Source organism: Variovorax sp. GW822-FHT04E09, from assembly GCF_058800845.1.
In genome coordinates this window covers 751,989-773,663 of record NZ_JBXAMR010000002.1, presented here as the reverse complement: position 1 = coordinate 773,663, position 21,675 = coordinate 751,989, and the positions used below count along the sequence as shown (strand labels likewise).

Here is a 21,675-nt window from a genome sequence, read left to right as displayed (position 1 = left end):
GGCACTGACAGCATTCCGACAGCATCCGCTCGGCAGGATGCGGGCTTCCATCCAAAAAACACTGGAGACAAGCCATGTCCGACCGCTTCCCCACCGACGTTCCCCTGAGCCGCCGCCACTGGCTGCAAGCCGGCGGCGCCCTCACCCTCGGCGGCCTGCTGCCTTCGATGGCCTGCGCGCAAGATGCCTGGCCCAGCAAATCGATCCGCTTCGTCGTGCCCTTCGCACCGGGCGGCAGCTCGGAGATCGTGGCGCGTTCCACCGCCGCCGAGCTGTCGCGCACGCTGGGCCAGAGCGTGTTCGTGGACAACAAGCCCGGCGCGGCCGGCAACATCGCCATGAGCGAAGTGGCGCGCGCCACCGACCAGCACACGCTGATCCTCGGCCACATCGGCACGCTGGCCGTGAACCCCTACATCTTCGCCAAGCTGCCCTACGACGCGAACAAGGACTTCAAGCCCGTGAGCCTGCTGGCCAAGGTGCCCAGCCTCTACGTGGTGCACCCCGACGTGCCGGCGAAGAACCTCAAGGAGTTCATCGCCTACGCCAAGAGCAAGCCCGGCAAGCTCAGCTACGGCTCGGCCGGCAACGGCAGCGCGGGCCATCTGGCCTTCGAGTACCTGAAGATGACGGCCGAGGTCTTCATGCTGCACGTGCCCTACCGCGGCACCGGCCCGATGGTGACCGACCTGCTCTCTGGCCGGCTCGACGCCTCGGCCATCGGCGCGGCGGCGATCATTCCGTTCATCAAGGCGGGCAAGGTGCGCTGCATCGCGACCGGCTCGGCCAAGCGCCTGGCGCAGCTGCCCGACGTGCCGACCGTGGCCGAGCAGGGCTTCCCCGGCTTCGAGATGACGCAGTGGTACGGCATGCTCGCGCCGGCCAGCATCACACCCGCGCAGATGGCCAAGCTCTCGGCCGAGACCATGAAAGCCGTGAAGTCGCCCGACTCGATGCAGCGCCTCACGGCCGATGCGGCCGAGGCCGTGGGCGGCACGCCGGAGCAGTTCGCGCAGTTCATCACCGCCGAACAGAACCGCTGGCAGAAGGTCATCGCCCGGGCAAACATCAAGCCTGATTGATTGGCACTCCCCCAGGCTTCGCGCACTTCGTGTCGCTACGCCAACCCCCTCGCCGGGGGCAACACCAGCGGCCCGGCAAAGCCGGTTCCGCGGTGTTTCGCGAAAAGACGGGGCACCACTAGCATCCAGCCCATGCGCATCCTGTTGGCCGAAGACGAACACACCCTGGGCACCTGGCTCTGCAAGGCGCTGGAGCATGCGGGCATCCAGGTCGAATGGGTGGACGACGGCCGGCTGGCCGACCGGGCGCTGCAGCAGCGCGACCACGACGCGCTGGTGCTCGACCTGGGCCTGCCCGGCATGGACGGCCACACGGTGCTGCAGCGGCTGCGCGAACGCGACCAGCGGCTGCCGGCGCTGATCCTCACGGCGCGCGATTCGCTGGACGAGCGCGTCGCCTCCCTCAACGCAGGCGCCGACGACTTCCTCGCCAAGCCCTTCGCGCTGGCCGAGCTGGAAGCGCGGCTGCACGCGCTGGTGCGCCGTGCGCGCGGCGTGGAGCATCCGCGCCTGGCCTGCGGGCCGCTGGTGTACGACGGCGCACGCCGGCAGTTCACGCTGGGCGGCGAAGCGCTCGCCCTGTCGCCGCGCGAACAGGCGGTGCTGCGCGCGCTGGTGCAGCGCAGCGGCGAGCCGCTGTCGAAGCAGCAGATCCTCGACCGCGTGTTCTCCGACGACGACGAGGTGCACCTCGAAGCGATCGAGGTGCTGGTGTACCGGCTGCGCAAGCGGCTCGATGGCAGCGGCGTGCGCATCGTCACGCTGCGCGGCCTGGGCTACGTGCTGGAAGCGGACGCTGAGTGAGCGCGCTGCGCCGCTTCACCGACCGCCTGCGCCGCACCAGCCTGTGGCAGCGGCTCGCGCTGCTGCTGTTCCCCGCCCTGCTGCTGGTGACGGGCATCGAGCTGTGGATGACGCGGCACGACGCGCTGGCCGCCGCCAACGCGGCCTACGACCGCTCGCTGCTCGGCGCGCTCAAATCGATCGACGCGAACATCTCCACGGCCTCGGGCGGGCTGTCGGTCGAGCTGCCGTACACGATGTTCGAGTTCTTCGAGCTCACGGCCAGCGGGCAGGTGTTCTTTCGTGTCGCGACCTCCGACGGGCTGGTGGAACTGGGCAGCGCCGACCTGCCCGCGCCGCCGGTCGAGCCGGCGATGGGCGTGCCGGCCTTCTACGACGCCACCTACTTCGGCGAGGCCGTGCGGCTTGCGGCCTACCGGCGCGACCTGGACCGCGCACCGGCCGGCAGCACCGGGCGCAGCGTGCTGATCCAGGTCGGCGAGAGCACGCGCTCGCGCCAGGAGTTCACGCGGCGCTTCGTGCGCAGCGCGGCGTTGCGCGACGGGCTGATCCTCGCGATGCTGCTGTGCGGCACCGCGCTGGCGCTGGCGGCGGCGCTGCGCCCGCTCTCGCGACTGGCGCGCGAGGTGCAGGCACGCACGCCCGACGACCTCACGCGCATCGCCGAAACCGACCTGCCCGCCGAGGTGCGCCCGCTGGTGGCCGCCGTGAACCAGCAGATGGCGCGCACGCAGGAACTGGTCGCGCAGCAGCGGCAGTTTCTCGACGACGCCTCGCACCAGCTGCGCACGCACCTGACCACGCTGCAGATGCAGGCCGACTACGCACGCCGCGAGGACGACCCGGCGCAAGTGCGCGCCGCGCTCGACGCGCTGGGCGCCGAGATCGGCCGCGCCACGCGCAGCGCGCAGCAGCTGCTGGCGCTGGGCCGCAGCGACACCGTGGCCGTGGCACCCGCCGCGTTCGACACCGCCGAGCTGCTGCGCGAGGTGGCGGTCGACCTGCTGCCGCTGGCGCGCGCCAAGCGCATCGACCTGGGCATCCATGCGCCCTCGCCCGAGCTGCACGCGGTGGGTGACCGCGGCCTGCTGCGCGAAGCGCTGAGCAACCTCGTGGCCAACGCCATCGCCTACACGCCGGCGGCCGGCACGATCACGCTCTTCGCGGCCGGCGACGCCGCGGGCTGGAGCCTCAACGTGGAGGACGACGGCCCCGGCCTGAGCGAGGACGAGCGCGCCACCTTGGGCCAGCGCTTCCGTCGCGGCGCACGCGCGGACCAGGGCGGCTTCGGGCTCGGCCTGGCGATCGTGCGTTCCATCGCGCAGCGGCACCGGGGTGACTTGCGGCTCGAAGCGCGCGGCGCGGGACCGGGCCTGCATGCCATCATCTGGTGGCCCCGGCCTGCGGGGTGAACCGCCGCCCGCCTTCTTCTTCGATGCCACGCCCTTTCGCCTTCACCCGTCGCCATGCGCTGCGCGCGCTGTCGGCGTGGCTCGCGCCTGTCGCGCTGCACGCGACGGCGGCCGCGGGCGATGCGTCCGAAGGCCCGGCGGAATGCGTGATTCCCGCCAAGGCCGGCGGCGGCTTCGCACTGACCTGCGCCCTGGCGCGCGATGCGCTGCAGGCCGTGCGCCCCGCGCGCGCGCCGCTCGCACAACGCTACCTGCCGGGCGGCATCGGCGCAGTGGCCTTCGACCGCATCGCGAGCGGCCAGCTCGGCGGGCCGGGCACGCTGGTCGCGTTCTCGAGCGGCTCGCTGCTCAACCTCGCGCAGGGCCGCTTCGGGCCGCACCCGCCCTCGGCCGTGCGCTGGATCGCCACGCTGGGCACCGACTACGGCGTGGTCGCCGTGCACCGCGACTCGCCCTACCGCCGTTTGCAGGACCTGATCGCCGCGCTGCGCCAGGCCCCGTCGCGCGTGGTCTTCGGCGCGGGCGGCACGGTCGGCAGCCAGGACTGGGTGAAGGCCGCACTGCTGGTGCGCGCGGCCGGCGGCGCGCCGAAGGCGATGCGCTTCGTGTCCTTCGAAGGCGGCGGCGATGCGCTGGGCGCGCTGCAGGGCAAGCACGTCGACGCGTTCCCCGGCGACGCCGCCGAGGCGCTGCAGGCCATCGCCGGCGGCGCGCCGCTGCGCCTGCTCGCGGTGCTGTCCGAAGCGCGGCTGGGCGGCGCGCTCACGGGCGTGCCCACCGCGCGCGAGCAAGGCGCGGACATCGTCTGGCCGACCGTGCGCGGCGTGTACCTGAGCGCCAACGTGCCCGACGCCGCCGTGCGCGCCTGGACCGCCGCCTTCGCCGAGGCCACCGCCGCGCCGGGCTACGCGGCCCTGCGCGAACGGCACGGCCTTTATCCTTTCGCGCTCACCGGCGCCGCACTCGACGACTACGTGCAGGCGCGCATCAAGGCCTACCAGGCACTGGCCGACGAGCTCGGCCTGCGGCGCTGGAAGCCTTGACCTCATCCAATCTCCATGACCGAAGACGACATCACCCAACACCTCATCGACATGCTCGGCGGCGGCCATTTCGAAGTGGCCGACGACAACACCTTCTTCTTCCACGGCGCGGACAACAAGTTCCCCTTCGCCACGATCGTGACGAAGGACAACGAGTTCGACAGCGCCTCGAAGCTGAACCGGCCCGGCGTGTTCCGCCTGAACGTCGGCGTGGGCAAGGAAAGCTTTCGCGCGCTGTTCGGCGAGCAGCCGCCAGCCGACATCGACTACACCGCGATCGACCGGCTGATACCGCACCCGGTGTACGCAAAGATGCACTGGGTGAGCGTGATCAACCCGAGCGCCGCGACCTTCGAGACCGTGAAGCCGCTCTTGGTGGAAGCGCGCAACCTGCTGATCGCGCGAGACAAGAGCGCGTAGTCCACCCAAAACACCGGGCCATATGAAACGCATACAATCCATATACGTTTCATACAGAGGTGGCCTATGGGCATCGTCAAGATTTCAGACCTGATGCACGAGAACCTGCGCGTGGCGGGCAACGCCCTCAGCCGGTCGATCAATGCGCAGGCGGAGCACTGGATGCGGGTCGGCATGCTGACCGAGATGCATCCCGACCTCGACTACCGGGAGGTCTGTCAGCTGCTGATCCAGGCCGAGCTCTCGGGCGGGCTGGACATTGCCGCGACAGTCACTGCCGCGCCACCCGGCAAGCCCCGCGCCCCCGCGAACGGCAAGCAGCACTGATGGCACACGACGTTCCACTCAAGTCCGCCGAAGAGCTGGTGATGGCGCGGCGCGCCGCACAGCTGGCCGCCGAGGTCCTGGCGATGATCGAGCCCCACGTCGTGCCCGGCGTGAGCACCGAAGCGCTCGACCGCCTCTGCCACGCACACATCGTGAAGGTGCAGGGCGCCATTCCCGCCAACGTGGGCTACCTCGGCTATCCGAAGACCATCCTCACCTCGGTGAACCAGGTGGTGTGCCACGGCATCCCCTCGGCCGACAAGATTTTGAAGGCGGGCGACATCGTCAACATCGACGTCGCCGTCAACAAGGACGGCTGGTTCGGCGACACCAGCCGCATGTTCTTCGTCGGTGCGCCGAGCGTGCTGGCGCGCCGGCTGGTGGAGACGACCTACGAAGCCCTGTGCGCCGGCATCCGCCAGGTGAAGCCCGGCGCGACGCTGGGCGACGTGGGCCACGCGATCCAGTCGGTCGCGCAGCGCGAGCACTTCAGCGTGGTGCGCGAGTACTGCGGGCACGGCATCGGCCGCATCTACCACGACGAACCGCAGGTGCTGCACTTCGGGCGGCGCGGGGCGGGCCTGGTGCTCGAGCCGGGCATGGTCTTCACCATCGAGCCGATGCTCAATGCGGGCCGCGCCGAAACGAAGCAGCTGGCCGACGGCTGGACCGTCGTGACCAAGGACCGCTCGCTGTCCGCGCAGTGGGAGCACATGGTGGCGGTGACGGCCGACGGCTACGAGGTGCTGACGGCCTGGCCGGACGGCACGGGGACTTACGCGCCGATCTGATGCGCGGCCCAGCCCCGGGGCGATGGCGATTCAGTAGGTCACGGTGACCGTGATCGTGTCGCTGTAGCTGCCCGGCGTCACATTGGTCTGGGCCGGCACCCGCCCATAGACCGGAATGCTGCTGCCGGGGTTGCCGCTGCCGTCGACCGTGTCCGTGCCGACGGTGTTGCCCCAGCGCAGCGAACGCGCAGCATCGCGGTACAGCTCGTACTGGATGTAGTCACCGGTGCCGCCCGCCATGCGCCGCTGTGTTCCCGCCACGTTCACGCCATTGCTCAGTCCCACCTTCCAGGCGGTGCTGGGCGGGCAGGCCATCGTGATGGCGGCCGTGCCGTTGACCGCGGCGCTCAGCGAGCTGGCACTGCCGAAGTCCAGGTCGGTGGCCGCCACGCTGACGGTGCAGGCGTTGGAATAGAGGGCCGTGACCTGCGTGTAGAAGTTCGTCCTGCCGACGTACTTGGCCGAACTCGCGGTGCAGCTGTCGGGCGCGTTGCCGCTCTTCATGCCCCAGACGACCTCGGAGTTGTAGATGTTGGCCTGGTAGCTGCCCGCCGCCAGCGATTGCCCGGACGGCACGCGGCCATACAGCGGGATGTTCAACGCGACGTTGCCGCCGCTGGCCGGCAGCACGAAGGTGCCACCCGCGCTGGCGTAGGTGCCGCCGCCCGGCGGCGGGCCGACGATGCCGCTGCGGGCCGCGTCGGCGTAGATGTTGTAGGCCATCTGCGAACCGTTCCAGTTGGTCATGTAGCGCGGGGCGTAGCCGGCGATCTCGTTGCCCTGGGAGACGTACACGCAGTAGCTCAAGAACATGGTCTGGCCGGTGTCGTTCTGGCACGCGAAGCCGACCGTGGCGGTGGTGTCCGTCGCCGCCGACGCTGTCACGGTGCCGAAGGCGAAGCTCGGCTGGCTGGCGACCCAGCAGCTCGGGTCGGCATGCGCCGCGCCCATGCCCAGCAGGCACGAGAGCGCCAGCGCCAGTTTCACGAATCTCAACGTCCACATGTCAACCGCTCTTTCTGCAAACCACCGCCCTCGGGACGCCGCCAGTCGAACTGTGCCCGGCACACCGCGCCGTCGGGCGTGCGCACGGCCAGCGTGTTGCGCACGTCGAGCGTGTCCAGGTACACCCAGCCGTCGTAGCCCACCACCGCACCGCCGCCATCCTGGCCGTTCACCTGCACGCGGCTGCCCAGCGGCAAGGGCTGGCCCTGCGCGTCCGTCAGTGCCACGTGGGCAGCCCGCACGGGCGTGATGCCGAAATGCGCCCGTGCACCCGACCGGCCAGCCGGGGTGATGAGGCTTTCGGCGCGCTCGATGCGCACGTCGGCGGGCAGGTCCATCGGGTCGATCGCCAGCTTGTTGTTCTGGTAGGCGTTCACCGGCACGACCAGCAGCAGCCCGCGCGAGTTGGTCTGCCCCACCGGTCGATTCTCGAGCTTCACGGGCACGCCGGCCACGCCGTCGGTGTCCACCACCGCAAAGGCGTCGTCGATGCGCCGCGCGGCCAGCACCCCGCCGCCCATCAGCACCAGCGCACCGCTGGCGCCGGCGTAGGCGTAGCGGCTGGCGCGGCCGCCGCCCATCTCGCTCACGCCGGCCTGCACGCGGCCGTAGGGGCCCAGGTAGTTGATTTCGGCCTGGCCGCCGGTCGTGCCGCCGCCCGTGCGCGCGGTGGCGCGCCAGCCCCAGCCGCCGTCGCCGAGGGGGGAGTGCTGCGCGCTGACGGTGCCCACGGTGCCCTGGTCGCCGCTGCGCTGCACGCCGGCGCTCACGCTGGTCTGTGCTTCCCACGACCAGCTCAGGCCGACGAAGATGCCGCGGTCGCTGCGCTTGTCCAGGTTCTGGTTCATGCCCACCGAGACCGAGGTCGTGCGCCCGATCGAACGGAACCAGTTCACGCTGGCGTAGCGCGACGCGTTCTGCCCGACCGGGCGCAGGTAGAGGTAGCTGACGCTGACGTTGCCCAGGCCACCCATGTCGTAGCCCACGCTCGCGCTGGCGCTGCCCTTGGCCGGGGCCGAGCCGTAGGCCGTGGCCACGTCGCGGTAGTCGCCCTGGGTGCGCGTGCCGTTCAGGCCCACCGACAGGCGCTCCTGCCGCCACAGGTAGCCCAGGCTGGTCTGCGTGCCGCTGCGGCTGCCGCCGGGGGTGTCGGCGTCGTGCCGGCTGCCCGCCAGCGCCGCCGACAGCGTGCCCGCCGCGCCCAGTTGCCACACGCCCCCGGCGCCGGCCAGCGCCAGGCCGCGCGTCACCTCGCCATGCGCTTCCATCGTGAAGCTGTCGCTGAGGCCCCGGCGCCAGGTGCCGGTCAGCACCGGCTGCTTGCCGTAGTCGAAGGAGCGCAGGCCGTAGTTGCGGCGCACCACGCCCAGGTCCACCGTCCAGTCGCTCAGCCCGGGCGCCAGCAGGCGGCTGCTGTCGAAGAGCGAGAAGCTCAGCGTGGCGGCGCGGCCCAGCGCGTCGGTCACCACCACCTGTGCCGTGCCCGTGCTGTTAATGCGCGGCAGCGCGTTGAGCTGGAAGGGCCCCGCCGGCACCTGACCGCTGTACTGGCGGATGCCGTCGATGAACAGTTCCACGTCCGAAGGCATCGTGGCCGAGCCGATGAAGCTGGGCAGCGGTGCGGTCTGCCGGTAGGGCTGCAGGCCGAAGTCGCGCGACAGCTGAATGCCGCCGATGCGCGTGGCGCGCGACCAGGGCACGGCGCCGGTGAGCGTGTCGCCCACGCGCAGGGTGAGCATCCTGTCGGGGAAGGCCATGCTCCAGGTGCTGTCCATGCGCACGGACTGGTCCTTCCAGCCCTGGGTGACGTGCGTGCGCTGCATCAGCCAGGTGGTGCTGAGCACGCTGGCGCCGCGGAAGGCGCGCAGCTCGCCGAAGGCGCTCAGGCTGGCGCTGCCGCCCCTGCCCTGGGTGCCATAGAGGTCGTAGTTCAGCAGCAGGCCGGTGGACGTGCTCAAGGGCTGCGCGGTGACTGCCGCCTGCCCCACCGTGGCCGTGGGCAGCTGCAGCATCGCCAGCGGCGCGGTCAGGCTCAGTTGCTGGCGCGCGGCGTCGTAGTCCGCCACCAGCCCGGGCAGGTCGCGCAGGGGCAGCCATTCGGCGCCGTTGTCGGGCAGGGAGAAACTCAGTTCGCGCAGCACCGCGCGGGAGGCCGACAAGGCCCCGGCCTGCAGGCGAAACGGGTGCAGCCCGCGCGCCATGCCGTTGAGGCTGACCTCCAGGTACAGCGTCATGGCCGCCGGCACGGACTGCGCGGCGGGCGCTGCGTGGGCGGGAAGCGTGGTCAGGGCCAGTGCAAACGGAGCCAGCAAGGCCCTCGCAGCGAACCCGGCCCGCTCAGCGCGCCAGCGGCGCGAGGTTGGCGTCCGTCGTTCTGCCATCGATCATGACCTGCCAGCGACCCGCGCCGGCCAGGGCGGCGGGCGACGTCTTCAGCGGCCAGCGCATGGTGGCGCCGGGCAGCACGTAGCCCAGCAAGCCGGTGTAGGCGGCGACGGCGCGGCCGTCCGCGCCGGTGAACACGAGGTCCGCCAGCTGGGCATGCACCCCGCCGCTGTTGCTGACTTCCAGCACGGCCTTGCCGTCCTCGCGCCGCAGACTCCAGCGCAACTGCGCGGGGGCTGGCTCCGCGCCCGCCGGGGACACGAAGATGGGCAGCGAGTGCCGCATCACGAAGTTCAGGTTGCTCTTCTTGCCGTCCGTCGCGGTACCCGCCGCCTGGGGCACGGGCAGCTCATCCACCAGCACGCGGTAGGCCTCTTCCGCCGCACCGGCGGGCGGCGGGCCGTTGCGGATCACGCGCACCAGTTGCCGTCCGTCGGTGGGCAGCTGCAGCATGGGCGGGCTGACGACCAGTCCGTCCGCCGGCTCCATGCGGTCCTGTCCGTCGACCTGCGTCCAGCGGAACACGCGGATCTGCGCATCCAGCGGCGCCGTTCCCGTGTTGCTCAGCCAGAGCCCGTCGCCCTGCCGGGTCGGCGCCAGGGTCAGGGTGACCGGCGAGACCTGCAGGCCGGCCGCCTGGACCGCACCGCCGCCAAGCAGGCATGCGCCCCACAGTCCGAGGATGGCAAGTGCACGTCTCACGATTCAGCTCTGGCTCGGGGATTCAGCTCTGGCTCAGTACGTGACCGTCACCGTGACGGTGTCGGCGTAGCTGTCCGGGGTGAAGTTGGCGTTGGTGTTCTTGGCGTAGACCGTGTGCGTGATCGCCGCACCGGTGCCCGTGCCGCCGACCACATTGGCGCCGGTGCCGATGGTGTTGCCCCACACGATGGTGTTGCCCGCGTTGGAGTACAGCGCGTAGGGCACCTTGTCGGTGTTGGTGGCCGAGTTGGCGACGGACGACATGGCACCCGTGCCGTCGGTGGTGCCGCCGTTGGTGGACGAAGGCAGCAGGCCGACGGTGTAGGGCGTGGTCTTGGAGCAGGTGACCGAGATGGTGTTGTTGCCCGTCTGGTTGGTGGCGGTGGGCTGCACGGTGGTGCCCAGGCTGATGTCGGAGGCGCTGCCGGCGGTCACCGAGCAGCTGCGCACGATGGTCATCTTGACCTGGAAGCTGGCACCGGCGGTGTCAGCCAGGGCCGAACCGGATGCGAAAACGAGGGTGGCGGTGGCCGCCGCGGCGACTGCGAGCTTGAGCATGAAAGCACTCCAAATGTAATCAATAAGACCTGACAGGTCGGTATTTTGTAATCATTTTGCATACGTTTTGACTACAAAGTGGCGCAAGGATGCCCCACAACCGGCCCGTTTGCCCTCGGATTCACGGCGCCTCGGCTCAAGTTTCGTGATCTAGTTCTCGTAACAATTGGAAAACTGTTTGCATTGTTTACATTTCCACCACAGTCAAAGCGCCCCCCGCCTCCGCGAAGTGGAGGCCTTGGTGCGGTCGATAGCGGGTGGGGAAGTGGTCGCAACAAGCGCAGGGCTTGATGGCGCCCGAGGCCGGGCAGCCTCAGGAAGTCGATGCGGGCCGGCTCACAGCGTGGCCCGGACCCGCCCGGGCGCAGGCGGCAGGGAGTTGCCCTGCCCCCTCCAGCCTCAGGCCTTGGCCAGCCGCCGCCGCGCCTTCACCGCCGACGCCAGCCCCTCGAGCACCGGCACCGTCTGCGCAAAGCCGATGCAGGCATCGGTGATCGACACGCCGTGCTTCAGCGGCACGCCGGGCTTCAGGTCCTGCCGGCCTTCCTCGAGGTGGCTCTCGATCATGATCCCGGTGATGCGCCGCTCGCCGGCCGCGATCTGCGTGGCCACGTCCTCGGCCACCACGATCTGGCGCTGGTGCTGCTTGCTGCTGTTGCCGTGCGAGACGTCGATCATCACCTGGGGGCGCAGGCCGTTGGCCAGCAGCGCCTCGCAGCTCGAAGCGACATCCGCCGCCGAATAGTTGGGCGCCTTGCCGCCGCGCAGGATCACGTGGCAGTCGTCGTTGCCGCGCGTCTCGAAGATCGCGGCCATGCCCATCTTGGTCATGCCCATGAAGGCATGCGGCGCGCGGGCCGCGAGGATGGCGTCGGCCGCCACCTTCACGCTGCCGTCGGTGCCGTTCTTGAAACCGACCGGGCAGCTCAGGCCCGAGGCCAGCTGGCGGTGGCTCTGGCTCTCGGTGGTGCGCGCGCCGATGGCGCCCCAGGCGATCAGGTCGGCGATGAACTGCGGGCTCAAGAGGTCGAGGAACTCGGTGCCGGTCGGCAGGCCCAGCGTGGTCAGCTCCAGCAGCAGGCGCCGCGCGCGCTCCAGGCCTTCGTTGATGGCGAAGCTGCCGTCCAGGTGCGGGTCGTTGATGTAGCCCTTCCAGCCGACGGTGGTGCGCGGCTTCTCGAAGTAGGCGCGCATGACGATGAGCAGGTCGTCCTGCAGCGAATCGGCCACCTTCTTCAGGCGCTGCGCGTACTCGATGGCCTGGTCGTGGTCGTGGATGGAGCACGGGCCGACCACGACCACCAAGCGGTCGTCGCGGCCGTGCAGCACGTCGGCGATGGCCGCGCGGCTGCCTTCGACCAGAGCGAGCGTGTTGTCGCGCACGGGCACGCGCTCCTGCAGCAGCGCGGGGGTCATGAGGGGACGCACGGCGCCGATGCGCACGTCGTCGATGCGGGTGGTGTCGAGGGTGCTGTCGCGGGAGCCGACTTCGGCGTCGTGGCGGGGGTCGTCGAGGCGGGACATGATCGTGGAATGCTGTGATGTCGAGGGGGTTGCTTCGATTGTCCCCCAGCACGCCCTCTTCCCCCGGCTCAGGTCGCCTTCAGGAACGCGTCGGGGTCCGTCGCGGCCTGCAACGGCCGCTGGCCTCACAGGACGAAAGCCAGGCGATCACGCCGACGAACGCGACAGCGTCGCCAACTTCTTCCTCGCACTCTGCAGGAGGCCGACCTTCTCGACGGGCAGCGGCGCCTTCGTATCCCCGAGCTTGATGATCTCGAGCGCCGCGGGTTTCGGCTTGAGTGCATCGCGCGGCGTGAGGCCGTTGAACTTCGCGTTCGAGATGACGTGCACCTTCAGGTGACGGTGAATGGTCTTCGAGAGCTTCCGGCAGGCGGCCGCCAGGGTGGCTTCGTCGGGCATCGACTGGCCGTGCACGACGAGCAGCTCCAGGGTGCCGTCTTCGTCCTCTGCGAGCACGAAGGCGCGCACGACCGAGGCCTTGAACTTGCCGCGCAACATCGCGCGAACCGGCTCCGCCGCGGCGAACGACTTGAGCGCGATGTTGCGCAGTTCGTCGTGGAAGATGAACGCGCGGTCGATCGAGAAGGTCTCGGCCTCCTCGGCCTTCGGCTTTTGCTTCTTCAGGATGCCGCTGCTGACGAGGTGCGCCAAGGTGCGTTCCACATCGGCCGTGTCGAGCTTCGAGCGATGGGCCAGCTCGCTGGAAGACAAGGGTTGGTCGGGCGCCGCGTAGGCGACCATCAAGAGCTTTTGCACCTCGGGGGCGAAAAGAAAATCTGCAGCACTCATTTCGCGGTTCTCAACTTCTCTGCGTGTGTGGGGGTTCTCTACCAGCGGGTTGCATTATCGAGAGCGCCCCGCTTCCCGTGCGATGCGGCTTTCTCCACGGCGTTTTCGCGGCGGATTCCGTCACCGCGCATGGCGCCGGCCTACAGCGGAACCCGGCGCCCACCGGTAAGAACGGCTGAACACGACAAGGAGCTTCAGCCATGGACCTGAAACAGACGATCGACAAGATCAAGCAGGTGGATGCGGCGCGCGCCGACTACCCCGGCGAACACCTCGTCGTGCTCGGCGCCGGCGTGCTGCTGTTGCTGGCCGCGGGCCGCAGCCGGTCGTTCCTGATGCGAGTCGTCGCGGGCGCCGCCGGCGGCGCGCTGATCGGCCGGGCGGCGAGCGGCACCGGTGGCATCGCGAAGCTGGCCGGCGTGTTGCAGAACGGAGGCCTGGCATGGCCGCGGCGCTGACTCCGCGGGCCCGCCCGCCTGCAGGTGACCCCCGGCGGTACTGGGCCCCTTGCCTGGGCGTGGCACTGGTGGCGATGTCGCTCTTCTATGTGACCTTGAAAGACCTGGTGCACGAGAGCGCGGCGCGTGCTGCGCTCTTGACCACGGCAGTCGTTCCGGTCGAGGCCGAGCCCGACAGATCGACCGCCCGCGAAACGTTCCCGGATGCGGTGACCCGCGCATCCAAGGAACCTGCCACGCTGACGAACACGCACTTCGAGCCCCCGGTGATCGCCCCCGCAGCCAAGTCCGTGCCTGCCGTCGTCGAGGTGTACAAGTGCGTCATGCCCGAGGGCGATGCGGCCTACTCCGACGGGCCGTGCCCCGAGGACGCTCGCGCGACCACGCTGCGATTGCCGCGCGACCTGCACGCCTCGGCGAGTCCCTGAGCTCTCGAGCGGCTCACCCCGCCTTCAGAAACACGTCGTGGTCCGGTGCGAAGTTCGCGTGCAGCGGCAGCATCGCACCGCCCAGTGCACACGCCTGCGCCCCCGCCCTGCCCCCATGCAGTTGCGGCGCCCACAGGCCTTCCCAGTTGCACTGCGCGAGCGCCGCGCGGGTCTGCACCAGCAGCGCGTCGAGCAGCGCGCGCGACATCGAGCCGTCCATCACCACGTCGGCCAGGTCGAGCACGGCCGTGCTGCTGACGATGGCATGCGCCAGCGCCCGCGACGCGCTGCCGAGCCAGGCCTGCGTGGCCGCGGCGAACGGCGCTTCGAGCGCGCGGTCGTCGTAGGCCGCCGTGGCGTCGAGGCCTTTGGCGCGCAGGCGCTGCTCGAGCTCCCACAGCGACGCCTCGGCCACCACCTGCGTCGACAGGCCTTCGGAGGGCTTCTCGGTGCGCATCGGGATCGACGCGAGCGCGCCCGCGTTGCCATGCGCGCCGGTGTGCAGGTGCGAGTTGATGACCAGCCCGCCGCCCACGAAGGTGTCGACGAAGATGTAGAGAAAGCTCTTGAGGTCGTGCCCGCGCCCGGTCACCAGCTCGGCCACGCAGGCCGCCACGGTGTCGCGCGCGAAGCCCACGGGCACATCGGTGCGCGCGCGCACCTCGGCCAGCAGGTCCATCTGGTTCCATTCGTCCGACTGCGCCTTCGACAGCCCCAGCGTGCGGTGCCAGCCGCCGAGCTGGAACGGCGCCGCCAGCCCCGCGCCCACGTTGCGCGCGGCCAGCGGCCCGAGCCCGTCGCGCAGCCGGTGGATGTGCTCGGCGATCACGGGCAGCAGCGCCGCGGCGTCCGGAAATTCGTAGCGGATCGCGTGGTGCTCGCGCACCCGCGCCGCGAAGTCGATCAGCAGCCACTCGGCCCCGCGCCGCCCGAGCTTGACGCCGATGGCAAAGGCGCCGTCGGGGTTCAGCGCAAGCGGCACCGAGGGCTGGCCGATGCGCCCGCGCACGCGGCTTTGCTTGACGATGAGGCCGTCGTCCTCGAGCCGCGCGGTGATGAGGCCGATGGTCTGCGCGCTCAGGCCCGTGAGCCGCGCGAGGTCGGCCTTGGGCAGGCTGGTGTGCACGCGCAGCGCCTGCAGCACCACGCGCTCGTTGAACTGGCGCATGCCCACCTGGTTGGAGCCGCGCGGACGCAGCAGCGCCGACGGGCGCTCGAGGGCATCGGTATCAAGCATGCGCCTCCGCAGGCAACTGGTCGGCGGTCATGGCGCCGGTCATCACGGCCACGGTGTCGCTCATGCTGATCTTCTTCGGATTGAGCACGGCCGCGCGCCTGCCCAGGCGCGCCACGTGGATGCGGTCGGCCACCTCGAACACATGCGGCATGTTGTGGCTGATGAGCACCACGGGCAGGCCGCGCTCGCGCACGCGGCGGATCAGCTCGAGCACCATGTTGCCTTCCTTCACGCCGAGCGCGGCGGTGGGCTCGTCCATGATGACCACGTGCCGCGCGAAGGCCGCGCTGCGCGCCACGGCCACGCACTGGCGCTGGCCGCCCGAGAGGGTTTCGACCGCCTGCGTCATCGACTGGATGCCGACCTTCAGGTCGGCCATGCGCGCCGTGCTTTCGAGCAGCATCTTCTTCTTGTCGAGCATGCGCAGCACATTGCCCAGGAAGCCGGGGCGGCGCAACTCGCGGCCGAGGAAAAGGTTCTCGTAGATGGTCATCGCGGGCGCGACGGCGAGGTCCTGGTAGACCGTCTCGATGCCGGCGCGGCGCGCGTCCAGCGGGTTGCGGAAATGCACCGGCGCGCCGTCGAGCAGGATCTGGCCTTCGTCGGGCACGATGGCGCCCGACAGCGCCTTGATGAGCGACGACTTGCCCGCGCCGTTGTCGCCGATCACCGCGAGGATCTCGCCTTCGCGCAGCTCGAAGTCGACGCCGTCGAGCGCCGTGACCTGGCCGTAGCGCTTCACCAGGCCCTTGGCCTGCATCACGATCTTGGGATTGGCCACGGTGTTCATCAGCGGGCTCCCTTGCGCGAGAGTTGATCGGCCGCCACCGCCAGGATCACGAGCACGCCTGTCACCAGCACTTGGTAGATCGACGACACGCCCATCAGCGTGAGCCCGTTGCGGAACACGCCCACGATCAGCACGCCGATGAGCGAACCCAGCACGATGCCGCGCCCGCCGAACAGGCTGGTGCCGCCGAGCACCACGGCCGTGATGGCGTCGAGGTTCTCGGTCTGGCCCGCGTTCGGGTCGCCCACGCCGGTGCGCGCCACCGACAGCAGCGAGGCGATGCCGTAGAACACGCCCGCCGCCACGTACACCGCGAGCAGCACGCGCTGCGTGGGAATGCCCACCAGCCGCGTGGCCTCGGCGTTGTTGCCGATCGCGTAGACATGCCGGCCGGCCGCCGTCTCGCGCAGCACGAACCACGCGAGCGCATAGAGCGCCAGCATGAGCACCGAACCCCACGCCACCTCGGCGCTGCCGATGGTGAAGGTGGTGCCCAGGCCCGTGAGGCCGGCGGGCAGATCGGTGATGGTCTGCGACGACGAGTACAGCTGCGTGATCGCGAACGCGATGTTCAGCGTGCCCAGCGTCACGATGAACGGCGGCAGCTTGATGCGCGTGACCAGCAGGCCGTTGAGCAGGCCGAACAGCGTCGTCACGCCGATGCCGCACAGGATGGCCAGCGGCACCGGCATGCCGAGCTCGGTGGCGAACTTCGTCATGATGATCCCGCCCAGCGCCATCACCATGCCGCACGACAGGTCGATGCCGGCCGTGAGGATGATCAGCGTCTGGCCGATGGCGATCACGCCCACCACCATCACCTGCTGCAGGATCAGCGACAGGTTGCCGCCCGTGAGAAAACGCTCGGACTGCGTCGCAAAGAAGATGCAGGCGCCGAGCAGGGCCAGCCACGGCCCGAGGGCGCCCCACGGGATGTGGTGCGTCGGAGATTTCGCCATCGGTGTGCCTCCCTATAGACCGGGGCCGTTTACTTCTTGCCCCAGCACAGCTCGGTGCCGGTCTTGGTGTCCTTGCTCTCGACGCCGGCCACGCTCTTGCCGGCGATGAGCGTCACGCCGGTGTCGACGTAGCCCGAGGCCTTCTTGCCGGTCTTGGCGAATTCGACGCCCGCGGCCACGCCCATGGCGGCCATCTTCAGCGGGTACTGCTGCGAGGTCGCGGCGATGATGCCGGCGGCCGTGTCCTTGATGCCCTGGCAGCCGCCGTCGACCGAGACGATCATCACGCCCTTCTCCTTGCCCGCGCGCTTGAGCGCGTTGTAGGCACCGGCCGCGGCGGGCTCGTTGATGGTGTAGACCAGGTTCACGTCGGGCGCCTTCTGCAGGCAGTTCTCCATCACGGTCTGCGCCTTGGCCTGGTCGCCGAAGCTGTCGGCCATGCAGACGATCTCGGGCGACTTGGACAGCTCGTTCGACTTGGCGTCGTTGGCCGGCAGGCCGAAGCCCTTCATGAAGCCGTTGTGACGCTGCGCACCCACCGGATGGCCCGGCAGCAGGTCGAGCGCGACGATCTTGGGCGTCTTGCCGGCCATCGCGGCCTTGGCGTATTCGCCGATGAGCACGCCGGCCGTGTAGTTGTTGGTGGCGAAGAGCGCGTCGGTGGCGTCCGGCGGATCGGCCGGGCTGTCGAGTGCGATCACCATGATGCCCTTGTCGCGCGCCTTCTTGATCGCCGGCACGATGGCCTTGGCGTCGCTGGGCGTGATGAGGATGGTCTTGGCGCCGGCGGCGATCATGTTTTCCATCGCGGTGATCTGGCCCGCGTTGTCGCCGTCGGCCTTTCCTGCCCCCGACAGCAGCTTGGCGCCGAGCTTCTTGGCTTCTTCCTGCGCGCCCTCTTTCATCTTCACGAAGAAGGGGTTGGTCTCGGTCTTGGTGACCAGGCCGATGACAGGCGGGTCGGCGGCCAGGGCCGTGGACGTGGCCGATGCGGCCAGGGCCAGGACGGCCAGGGCGGGAACGAAGCGCGGGCTGATGAACATGAGGTTGTCTCCTTCAGGGGGGCGGGCGCACAGCGCCTGCCGTGCTTGCTATGGAACCGGATGACGACCCGCCAACGAGCGGGAAGGCATTCGGACGAGGGGGACTATCGAGCAGTCGACCGACTAAATCAAGCAACTTGAGTTATCGGAAACCCGAGGCCGGACAGGTTCGTGCGGTCAGAGCTGACTGCGACGGAGGATTCCGTGCAGCGCGTAATTTGTAATTCAAACGGCCTCGTTTTTATTGCCGCTCGCTCAATTCTTTTCTGATTTTGACAATTGTCATGGATGTTGATTTATCGTCATCGAAGATGCAAAGAATCGGCAATTCGCAAAACGAAAAATAAAGTTTTCGCTGGAACCCCGCCACTCGCCAGCCGTTGATGCCAATGGATGCAGTGCTCCTTTTTTCGTTGCGATCCGCCGACCCGCTCGAATGAACAAATAACCCGGAGGGATCGCGGCACATGTTCGGCCACCTTGTGGAAATACTCAGAAACAGTCCGGAGATCGCATTGTTTCTGGTGCTGTGCATTGGCTACGCGGTGGGCCAGATCCGTTTCGGCCCGATCCAGCTGGGCGGCATCTGCGGCACGCTGATTGCCGCGCTGGTGGTCGGCCAGCTGGGCATCCGGCTCGACGACAGCGTGAAGAACGTGTTCTTCATGCTCTTCATCTTTGCGCTCGGCTACGCGGGCGGTCCGCAGTTCTTCGCCAACCTCGACGCCAAGGGCTTGCGGCTGGGCCTGCTGTGCCTGGTCGAGGTGGTGGTGGTGCTCGCGCTGGTGCTCGGCGCCACGGTGCTGCTGTCGCTCGACCGCGGCACGGCCGCCGGGTTGATGGCGGGCGCGGCCACCGAATCGGCCGTGGTGGGCACGGCGACCGACGCGATCTCGAAGCTGTCGCTTCCCGCCGCCGAGATCGCGCAGCTGCAGGCCAACGTGGTCACGGCCTACTCCATCACCTACGTGTTCGGGCTCATCGCCATCGTGGTGGTCACGAGCCAGGTGTTTCCGCTGCTGCTGCGCGTGAACCTGCGCGCCGAAGCCGACAAGCTCTGGAAGACCATGGGCGGCGGCGCCGACGACCCGGAGGCCGCCAGCGCCACGCCCGAGATGGTCGGGCGCGTGTTCCGCGTCACCGTGGGCCGCGGCCGCTCGGTCGGCGAGCTCACGTCGATCCTCGGGCGCCAGGCCAGCATCGAGCGCGTGGTGCGCGACGGCCAGAGCCTCGCGGTCGAGCCCGACTTGCACCTGCGCGTGGGCGACCAGGTGCTGGCCATCGGCCGGCGCAGCGCGCTCGTCAACGTGGGCGAGCTGCTGGGCCGCGAGTTCGCCGACACTACCGCCTTCGACACCGTGGTCGAGACCACCGAGGTCGTCGCCAACCGCCGCGAATGGTTCGGCCGCGGGCTGCGCATGCTGGAAAACGAGTTGCCGTCCGCCGTGCAGGTGATCGGCGTGGCGCGCGACGGCCACGCGATGCCGCTCGTGAACGCGCTGACGCTGCAGCGCGGCGACGTGCTCAAGCTCTACGGCCCCGCGCCCGAGGTGGCGAGCGCCATCGCGCAGGTCGGCGACCGCGTGATCGCCTCCACGCGCAGCAACATCAGCTTCGCCGCCGCGGGCATCCTGCTGGGCGTGTTCATCGGCAGCTTCAGCGCGAAGCTCGGCGGCATTCCGTTTTCGCTCGGCACCGGCGGCGGCGCACTGCTCACGGGGCTGGCCTTCGGCTGGTACCAGTCCAAGCACCCGCACCGCCTGAGCGTGCCGGCCGACGCGCTGGCGCTCATGAAGGACCTGGGCCTGGCCACCTTCATCGCCTGCGTGGGCCTGGCCTCGGGGCCGCAGGCGCTGGCGCTGGTCCAGAAGTTCGGCGTTGCGCTACCGCTGGTGGGCATCGCCGTCGCGGTGGTGCCGGCCAGCATCTCGCTGTTCGTCGGCCACCGCCTGCTCAAGCTCGAGGCGCCGGTGCTGTTGGGCGCCATCGCCGGCCAGCAGTGCAGCACGCCCGCGCTCAGCGCGGTGCAGAACGCCGCGGGCAACGCCACGCCGCTGCTGGGCTACACGATCACCTACGCCATCTCGAACGTCGTGCTGCCGCTGATGGGCCCGCTGATCGTGGCCCTGGCCGGCCTGGTGCAGCACGCGAAATAAGACAACGACCCGAGACGCTCCACGCCCTTCTCTTCTCTCTTCTTCTCATTGATGCCCTGAAAGGACTTCCCCTATGGATTGGCTGCACGAACTCTTCAAGAAATCGCCCGAAATGGCGCTCTTCCTCTCGCTGGCCGTCGGCTACTGGATCGGCAAGATCAAGTTCGGCAAGTTCCAGCTCGGCGGCGTCGCCGGCTCGCTGCTGGTGGCGGTGATCGTGAGCCAGGTCGGCGTGCAGATCGACGGCGGCGTGAAGGCCGTGCTGTTCGCGCTGTTCATCTACGCCGTGGGCTTCGAGAGCGGGCCGCAGTTCTTCAGCTCGCTGGGCAAGCAGTCGATCAAGGAGATCATCCTGGCCGCGGTGATGGCGGCCACGGGCCTGGCGACCGTGGTGGTCATGGCCAAGCTGTTCGGGCTCGACAAGGGCCTGGCGGCGGGCGTGGCGGCCGGCGGCCTCACGCAGAGCGCCATCATCGGCACGGCGGGCGACGCCATCGGCAAGCTCGGCCTCGCCGCGGCCGAGACCGCGCGGCTGCAGGGCAACGTGGCCATCGGCTATGCCGTGACCTACGTGTTCGGCTCGTTCGGCGCGATCATCGTGTGCGTCAACATCCTGCCCAAGCTCATGGGCCGCAGCATCCGCGACGACGCGATCGCGGCCGAGACCGCGATGCAGGCCGGCGTGAAGGTGCTCGGCCCCGACCAGGAAGAAGCCGCGCCCTCGCTGGTCGGGCGCATCTACCAGCTCACGAGCGATCCGCAGCGCACGGTGGCCGACATCGAGAACGCCAACCCGGCCACCACCATCACCATCGAGCGCGTGAAGCGCGACGGCAAGTTCGTCGAGGTCAGCCCCACGCTCGTGCTGCGCCAGGGCGACTACGTGCTCACCGTGGGCCGGCGCGATGCCGTGGTGGCGAGCGCGCCGCTGCTGGGCAAGGAGGTCGACGCGGTCGACGGCATGGAGCTGACGCTGAACAAGCGCGAGATCGTGCTCACCAACAAGGACTTCGGCGGCAAGACCGTCGACCAGATCCGCCAGGCCACCGCCGGCGGCGTGCGCCACGGCATCTTCGTGGTGCAGCTCAGCCGCATGGGCCAGGTGCTGCCGATGAAGCCCGACACCGTGGTGCAGGTGGGCGACCTGGTGTCGATCTTCGGTGCCGAGCAGGACGTGAAGCGCGTCGCGTCCCTCGTCGGCGACGTGATCGTGCCCAGCGCCAAGACCGACTTCGTGTACCTGGGCGCGGGCCTGGTGGTGGGCCTCTTGGTCGGCCTGCTGAGCGTGAAGATCGGCGCCATCCCGCTGACGCTCGGCGCCGGCGGCGGCGCGCTGCTGTCGGGCCTGCTGTTCGGCTGGTACCGCGCGAAGAAGCAGACCTTCGGCGCGCTGCCGCCCAGCGCGGTGCAGCTGCTGAAAGACCTGGGCCTGGCGGGCTTCGTGGTCGTGGTCGGCCTGACGTCGGGCCTGCAGGCCGTGCAGACCATCAAGGAGCTGGGCCTGACCATCTTCGGCGTCGGCGTGGTCGTCACGCTCGTGCCGATGATTCTCACCATGCTGTTCGGGCGCTACGTGCTGCGCTACGACAACACGGCAGTGTTTGCGGGCGCGCTGAGCGGCTCGCGCAGCGCCAACCCGGCCTTCGGCGAAGTGCTGGGCAAGGCCGAGAACGCCATTCCCACCGTGCCCTTCGCCATCACCTACGCGCTGGCCAACGTGTTCCTCACGCTGCTGGGGCCGCTGATCGTGGCGCTGGTCTGA

21 protein-coding genes are annotated in these 21,675 nt (G+C 69.5%); 11 read left to right on the top strand and 10 right to left on the bottom strand.

Annotated elements, in window-relative coordinates; genetic code table 11:
• The first annotated feature begins 74 nt into the window (after positions 1 to 74).
• From AC1RL8_RS11000 to map, 7 genes are all read left to right on the top strand, one after another.
• Positions 75 to 1,082 (top strand): Bug family tripartite tricarboxylate transporter substrate binding protein, encoded by a 1,008-nt coding sequence (locus tag AC1RL8_RS11000; RefSeq protein ID WP_492685306.1) that lies wholly within the window; start codon positions 75 to 77, stop codon positions 1,080 to 1,082.
• 132 nt (positions 1,083 to 1,214) lie between these two features.
• Complete coding sequence (locus tag AC1RL8_RS10995) at positions 1,215 to 1,886, top strand: response regulator (protein WP_492685305.1); 672 nt, start codon at positions 1,215 to 1,217, stop codon at positions 1,884 to 1,886.
• Positions 1,883 to 3,298, top strand: coding sequence for a sensor histidine kinase (locus tag AC1RL8_RS10990; protein ID WP_492685304.1), 1,416 nt, complete (start codon positions 1,883 to 1,885; stop codon positions 3,296 to 3,298). The genes AC1RL8_RS10995 and AC1RL8_RS10990 overlap by 4 nt, the downstream gene beginning before the upstream one ends.
• 23 nt (positions 3,299 to 3,321) lie before the next feature.
• The gene (locus tag AC1RL8_RS10985; RefSeq protein WP_492685303.1) at positions 3,322 to 4,341 is read left to right on the top strand and encodes a Bug family tripartite tricarboxylate transporter substrate binding protein; all 1,020 of its coding nucleotides are present in this window, start codon (positions 3,322 to 3,324) and stop codon (positions 4,339 to 4,341) included.
• Between the two features lie 15 nt (positions 4,342 to 4,356).
• Complete coding sequence (locus AC1RL8_RS10980; protein WP_492685302.1) at positions 4,357 to 4,761, top strand: DUF6194 family protein; 405 nt, start codon at positions 4,357 to 4,359, stop codon at positions 4,759 to 4,761.
• Between the two features lie 66 nt (positions 4,762 to 4,827).
• Positions 4,828 to 5,088: a ParD-like family protein gene (locus AC1RL8_RS10975; RefSeq protein ID WP_062482851.1), complete on the top strand. Its 261-nt coding sequence runs from the start codon at positions 4,828 to 4,830 to the stop codon at positions 5,086 to 5,088.
• Positions 5,088 to 5,879: a type I methionyl aminopeptidase gene (map, locus tag AC1RL8_RS10970; protein WP_492685301.1), complete on the top strand. Its 792-nt coding sequence runs from the start codon at positions 5,088 to 5,090 to the stop codon at positions 5,877 to 5,879. Before AC1RL8_RS10975 ends, map begins: the two co-directional genes overlap by 1 nt.
• Before the next feature lie 30 nt (positions 5,880 to 5,909).
• Here the strand turns inward: map and AC1RL8_RS10965 are convergent, their stop codons facing one another.
• The 6 genes from AC1RL8_RS10965 to AC1RL8_RS10940 form a co-directional block, all read right to left on the bottom strand.
• Positions 5,910 to 6,884 carry a Csu type fimbrial protein gene (locus tag AC1RL8_RS10965; protein WP_492685300.1) on the bottom strand — a complete coding sequence of 325 codons (975 nt, stop codon included), beginning with the start codon at positions 6,882 to 6,884 and terminating at the stop codon, positions 5,910 to 5,912.
• On the bottom strand, positions 6,872 to 9,196 hold the full coding sequence (locus AC1RL8_RS10960) for a fimbria/pilus outer membrane usher protein (protein WP_492685299.1): 2,325 nt from the start codon (positions 9,194 to 9,196) through the stop codon (positions 6,872 to 6,874). Before AC1RL8_RS10960 ends, AC1RL8_RS10965 begins: the two co-directional genes overlap by 13 nt.
• A gap of 25 nt (positions 9,197 to 9,221) precedes the next feature.
• Positions 9,222 to 9,971, bottom strand: a complete 750-nt coding sequence (locus AC1RL8_RS10955; protein WP_492685298.1) for a fimbrial biogenesis chaperone — start codon at positions 9,969 to 9,971, stop codon at positions 9,222 to 9,224.
• Between the two features lie 33 nt (positions 9,972 to 10,004).
• The gene (locus AC1RL8_RS10950) at positions 10,005 to 10,529 is read right to left on the bottom strand and encodes a Csu type fimbrial protein (RefSeq protein WP_492685297.1); all 525 of its coding nucleotides are present in this window, start codon (positions 10,527 to 10,529) and stop codon (positions 10,005 to 10,007) included.
• A 399-nt stretch (positions 10,530 to 10,928) separates the two neighbouring features.
• On the bottom strand, positions 10,929 to 12,053 hold the full coding sequence (locus AC1RL8_RS10945; protein WP_070059418.1) for a 3-deoxy-7-phosphoheptulonate synthase: 1,125 nt from the start codon (positions 12,051 to 12,053) through the stop codon (positions 10,929 to 10,931).
• A 147-nt stretch (positions 12,054 to 12,200) separates the two neighbouring features.
• Positions 12,201 to 12,842, bottom strand: a complete 642-nt coding sequence (locus AC1RL8_RS10940) for a hypothetical protein (RefSeq protein WP_492685296.1) — start codon at positions 12,840 to 12,842, stop codon at positions 12,201 to 12,203.
• 200 nt (positions 12,843 to 13,042) lie between these two features.
• Between AC1RL8_RS10940 and AC1RL8_RS10935 the strand changes: the two genes are divergently transcribed.
• Both AC1RL8_RS10935 and AC1RL8_RS10930 read left to right on the top strand, forming a co-directional pair.
• Complete coding sequence (locus AC1RL8_RS10935; protein WP_062475704.1) at positions 13,043 to 13,300, top strand: hypothetical protein; 258 nt, start codon at positions 13,043 to 13,045, stop codon at positions 13,298 to 13,300.
• Positions 13,285 to 13,728 (top strand): hypothetical protein, encoded by a 444-nt coding sequence (locus AC1RL8_RS10930; RefSeq protein ID WP_492685295.1) that lies wholly within the window; start codon positions 13,285 to 13,287, stop codon positions 13,726 to 13,728. The genes AC1RL8_RS10935 and AC1RL8_RS10930 overlap by 16 nt, the downstream gene beginning before the upstream one ends.
• Before the next feature lie 13 nt (positions 13,729 to 13,741).
• On the opposite strand, the gene AC1RL8_RS10925 is transcribed toward AC1RL8_RS10930, so the two are convergent.
• From AC1RL8_RS10925 to AC1RL8_RS10910, 4 genes are read right to left on the bottom strand one after another with little or no spacing between them, the layout of a single operon-like run.
• Positions 13,742 to 14,965, bottom strand: coding sequence for an ROK family transcriptional regulator (locus AC1RL8_RS10925; protein ID WP_492685294.1), 1,224 nt, complete (start codon positions 14,963 to 14,965; stop codon positions 13,742 to 13,744).
• On the bottom strand, positions 14,958 to 15,755 hold the full coding sequence (locus tag AC1RL8_RS10920; RefSeq protein WP_095744828.1) for an ATP-binding cassette domain-containing protein: 798 nt from the start codon (positions 15,753 to 15,755) through the stop codon (positions 14,958 to 14,960). Before AC1RL8_RS10920 ends, AC1RL8_RS10925 begins: the two co-directional genes overlap by 8 nt.
• The gene (locus AC1RL8_RS10915; protein ID WP_095947395.1) at positions 15,755 to 16,714 is read right to left on the bottom strand and encodes an ABC transporter permease; all 960 of its coding nucleotides are present in this window, start codon (positions 16,712 to 16,714) and stop codon (positions 15,755 to 15,757) included. The genes AC1RL8_RS10920 and AC1RL8_RS10915 overlap by 1 nt, the downstream gene beginning before the upstream one ends.
• A gap of 29 nt (positions 16,715 to 16,743) precedes the next feature.
• Positions 16,744 to 17,757, bottom strand: coding sequence for a sugar ABC transporter substrate-binding protein (locus AC1RL8_RS10910; protein ID WP_492685293.1), 1,014 nt, complete (start codon positions 17,755 to 17,757; stop codon positions 16,744 to 16,746).
• A 467-nt stretch (positions 17,758 to 18,224) separates the two neighbouring features.
• Between AC1RL8_RS10910 and aspT (AC1RL8_RS10905) the strand changes: the two genes are divergently transcribed.
• Together aspT (AC1RL8_RS10905) and aspT (AC1RL8_RS10900) are read left to right on the top strand one after the other, a co-directional pair.
• Positions 18,225 to 19,913 (top strand): aspartate-alanine antiporter, encoded by a 1,689-nt coding sequence (gene aspT / locus AC1RL8_RS10905; RefSeq protein ID WP_492685292.1) that lies wholly within the window; start codon positions 18,225 to 18,227, stop codon positions 19,911 to 19,913.
• A 73-nt stretch (positions 19,914 to 19,986) separates the two neighbouring features.
• Positions 19,987 to 21,675, top strand: coding sequence for an aspartate-alanine antiporter (gene aspT / locus AC1RL8_RS10900; RefSeq protein ID WP_492685291.1), 1,689 nt, complete (start codon positions 19,987 to 19,989; stop codon positions 21,673 to 21,675).

Coding starts and splice junctions, on each gene's coding strand:
- AC1RL8_RS11000 (WP_492685306.1), top strand. CDS start 75: ATGTCCGACCGCTTCCCCACCGACGTTCCCCTGAGCCGCCGCCACTGG.
- AC1RL8_RS10995 (WP_492685305.1), top strand. CDS start 1,215: ATGCGCATCCTGTTGGCCGAAGACGAACACACCCTGGGCACCTGGCTC.
- AC1RL8_RS10985 (WP_492685303.1), top strand. CDS start 3,322: ATGCCACGCCCTTTCGCCTTCACCCGTCGCCATGCGCTGCGCGCGCTG.
- AC1RL8_RS10980 (WP_492685302.1), top strand. CDS start 4,357: ATGACCGAAGACGACATCACCCAACACCTCATCGACATGCTCGGCGGC.
- AC1RL8_RS10975 (WP_062482851.1), top strand. CDS start 4,828: ATGGGCATCGTCAAGATTTCAGACCTGATGCACGAGAACCTGCGCGTG.
- map (WP_492685301.1), top strand. CDS start 5,088: ATGGCACACGACGTTCCACTCAAGTCCGCCGAAGAGCTGGTGATGGCG.
- AC1RL8_RS10965 (WP_492685300.1), bottom strand. CDS start 6,884: ATGTGGACGTTGAGATTCGTGAAACTGGCGCTGGCGCTCTCGTGCCTG.
- AC1RL8_RS10950 (WP_492685297.1), bottom strand. CDS start 10,529: ATGCTCAAGCTCGCAGTCGCCGCGGCGGCCACCGCCACCCTCGTTTTC.
- AC1RL8_RS10945 (WP_070059418.1), bottom strand. CDS start 12,053: ATGTCCCGCCTCGACGACCCCCGCCACGACGCCGAAGTCGGCTCCCGC.
- AC1RL8_RS10940 (WP_492685296.1), bottom strand. CDS start 12,842: ATGAGTGCTGCAGATTTTCTTTTCGCCCCCGAGGTGCAAAAGCTCTTG.
- AC1RL8_RS10935 (WP_062475704.1), top strand. CDS start 13,043: ATGGACCTGAAACAGACGATCGACAAGATCAAGCAGGTGGATGCGGCG.
- AC1RL8_RS10930 (WP_492685295.1), top strand. CDS start 13,285: ATGGCCGCGGCGCTGACTCCGCGGGCCCGCCCGCCTGCAGGTGACCCC.
- AC1RL8_RS10925 (WP_492685294.1), bottom strand. CDS start 14,965: ATGCTTGATACCGATGCCCTCGAGCGCCCGTCGGCGCTGCTGCGTCCG.
- AC1RL8_RS10920 (WP_095744828.1), bottom strand. CDS start 15,755: ATGAACACCGTGGCCAATCCCAAGATCGTGATGCAGGCCAAGGGCCTG.
- AC1RL8_RS10915 (WP_095947395.1), bottom strand. CDS start 16,714: ATGGCGAAATCTCCGACGCACCACATCCCGTGGGGCGCCCTCGGGCCG.
- AC1RL8_RS10910 (WP_492685293.1), bottom strand. CDS start 17,757: ATGTTCATCAGCCCGCGCTTCGTTCCCGCCCTGGCCGTCCTGGCCCTG.
- aspT (WP_492685292.1), top strand. CDS start 18,225: ATGTTCGGCCACCTTGTGGAAATACTCAGAAACAGTCCGGAGATCGCA.
- aspT (WP_492685291.1), top strand. CDS start 19,987: ATGGATTGGCTGCACGAACTCTTCAAGAAATCGCCCGAAATGGCGCTC.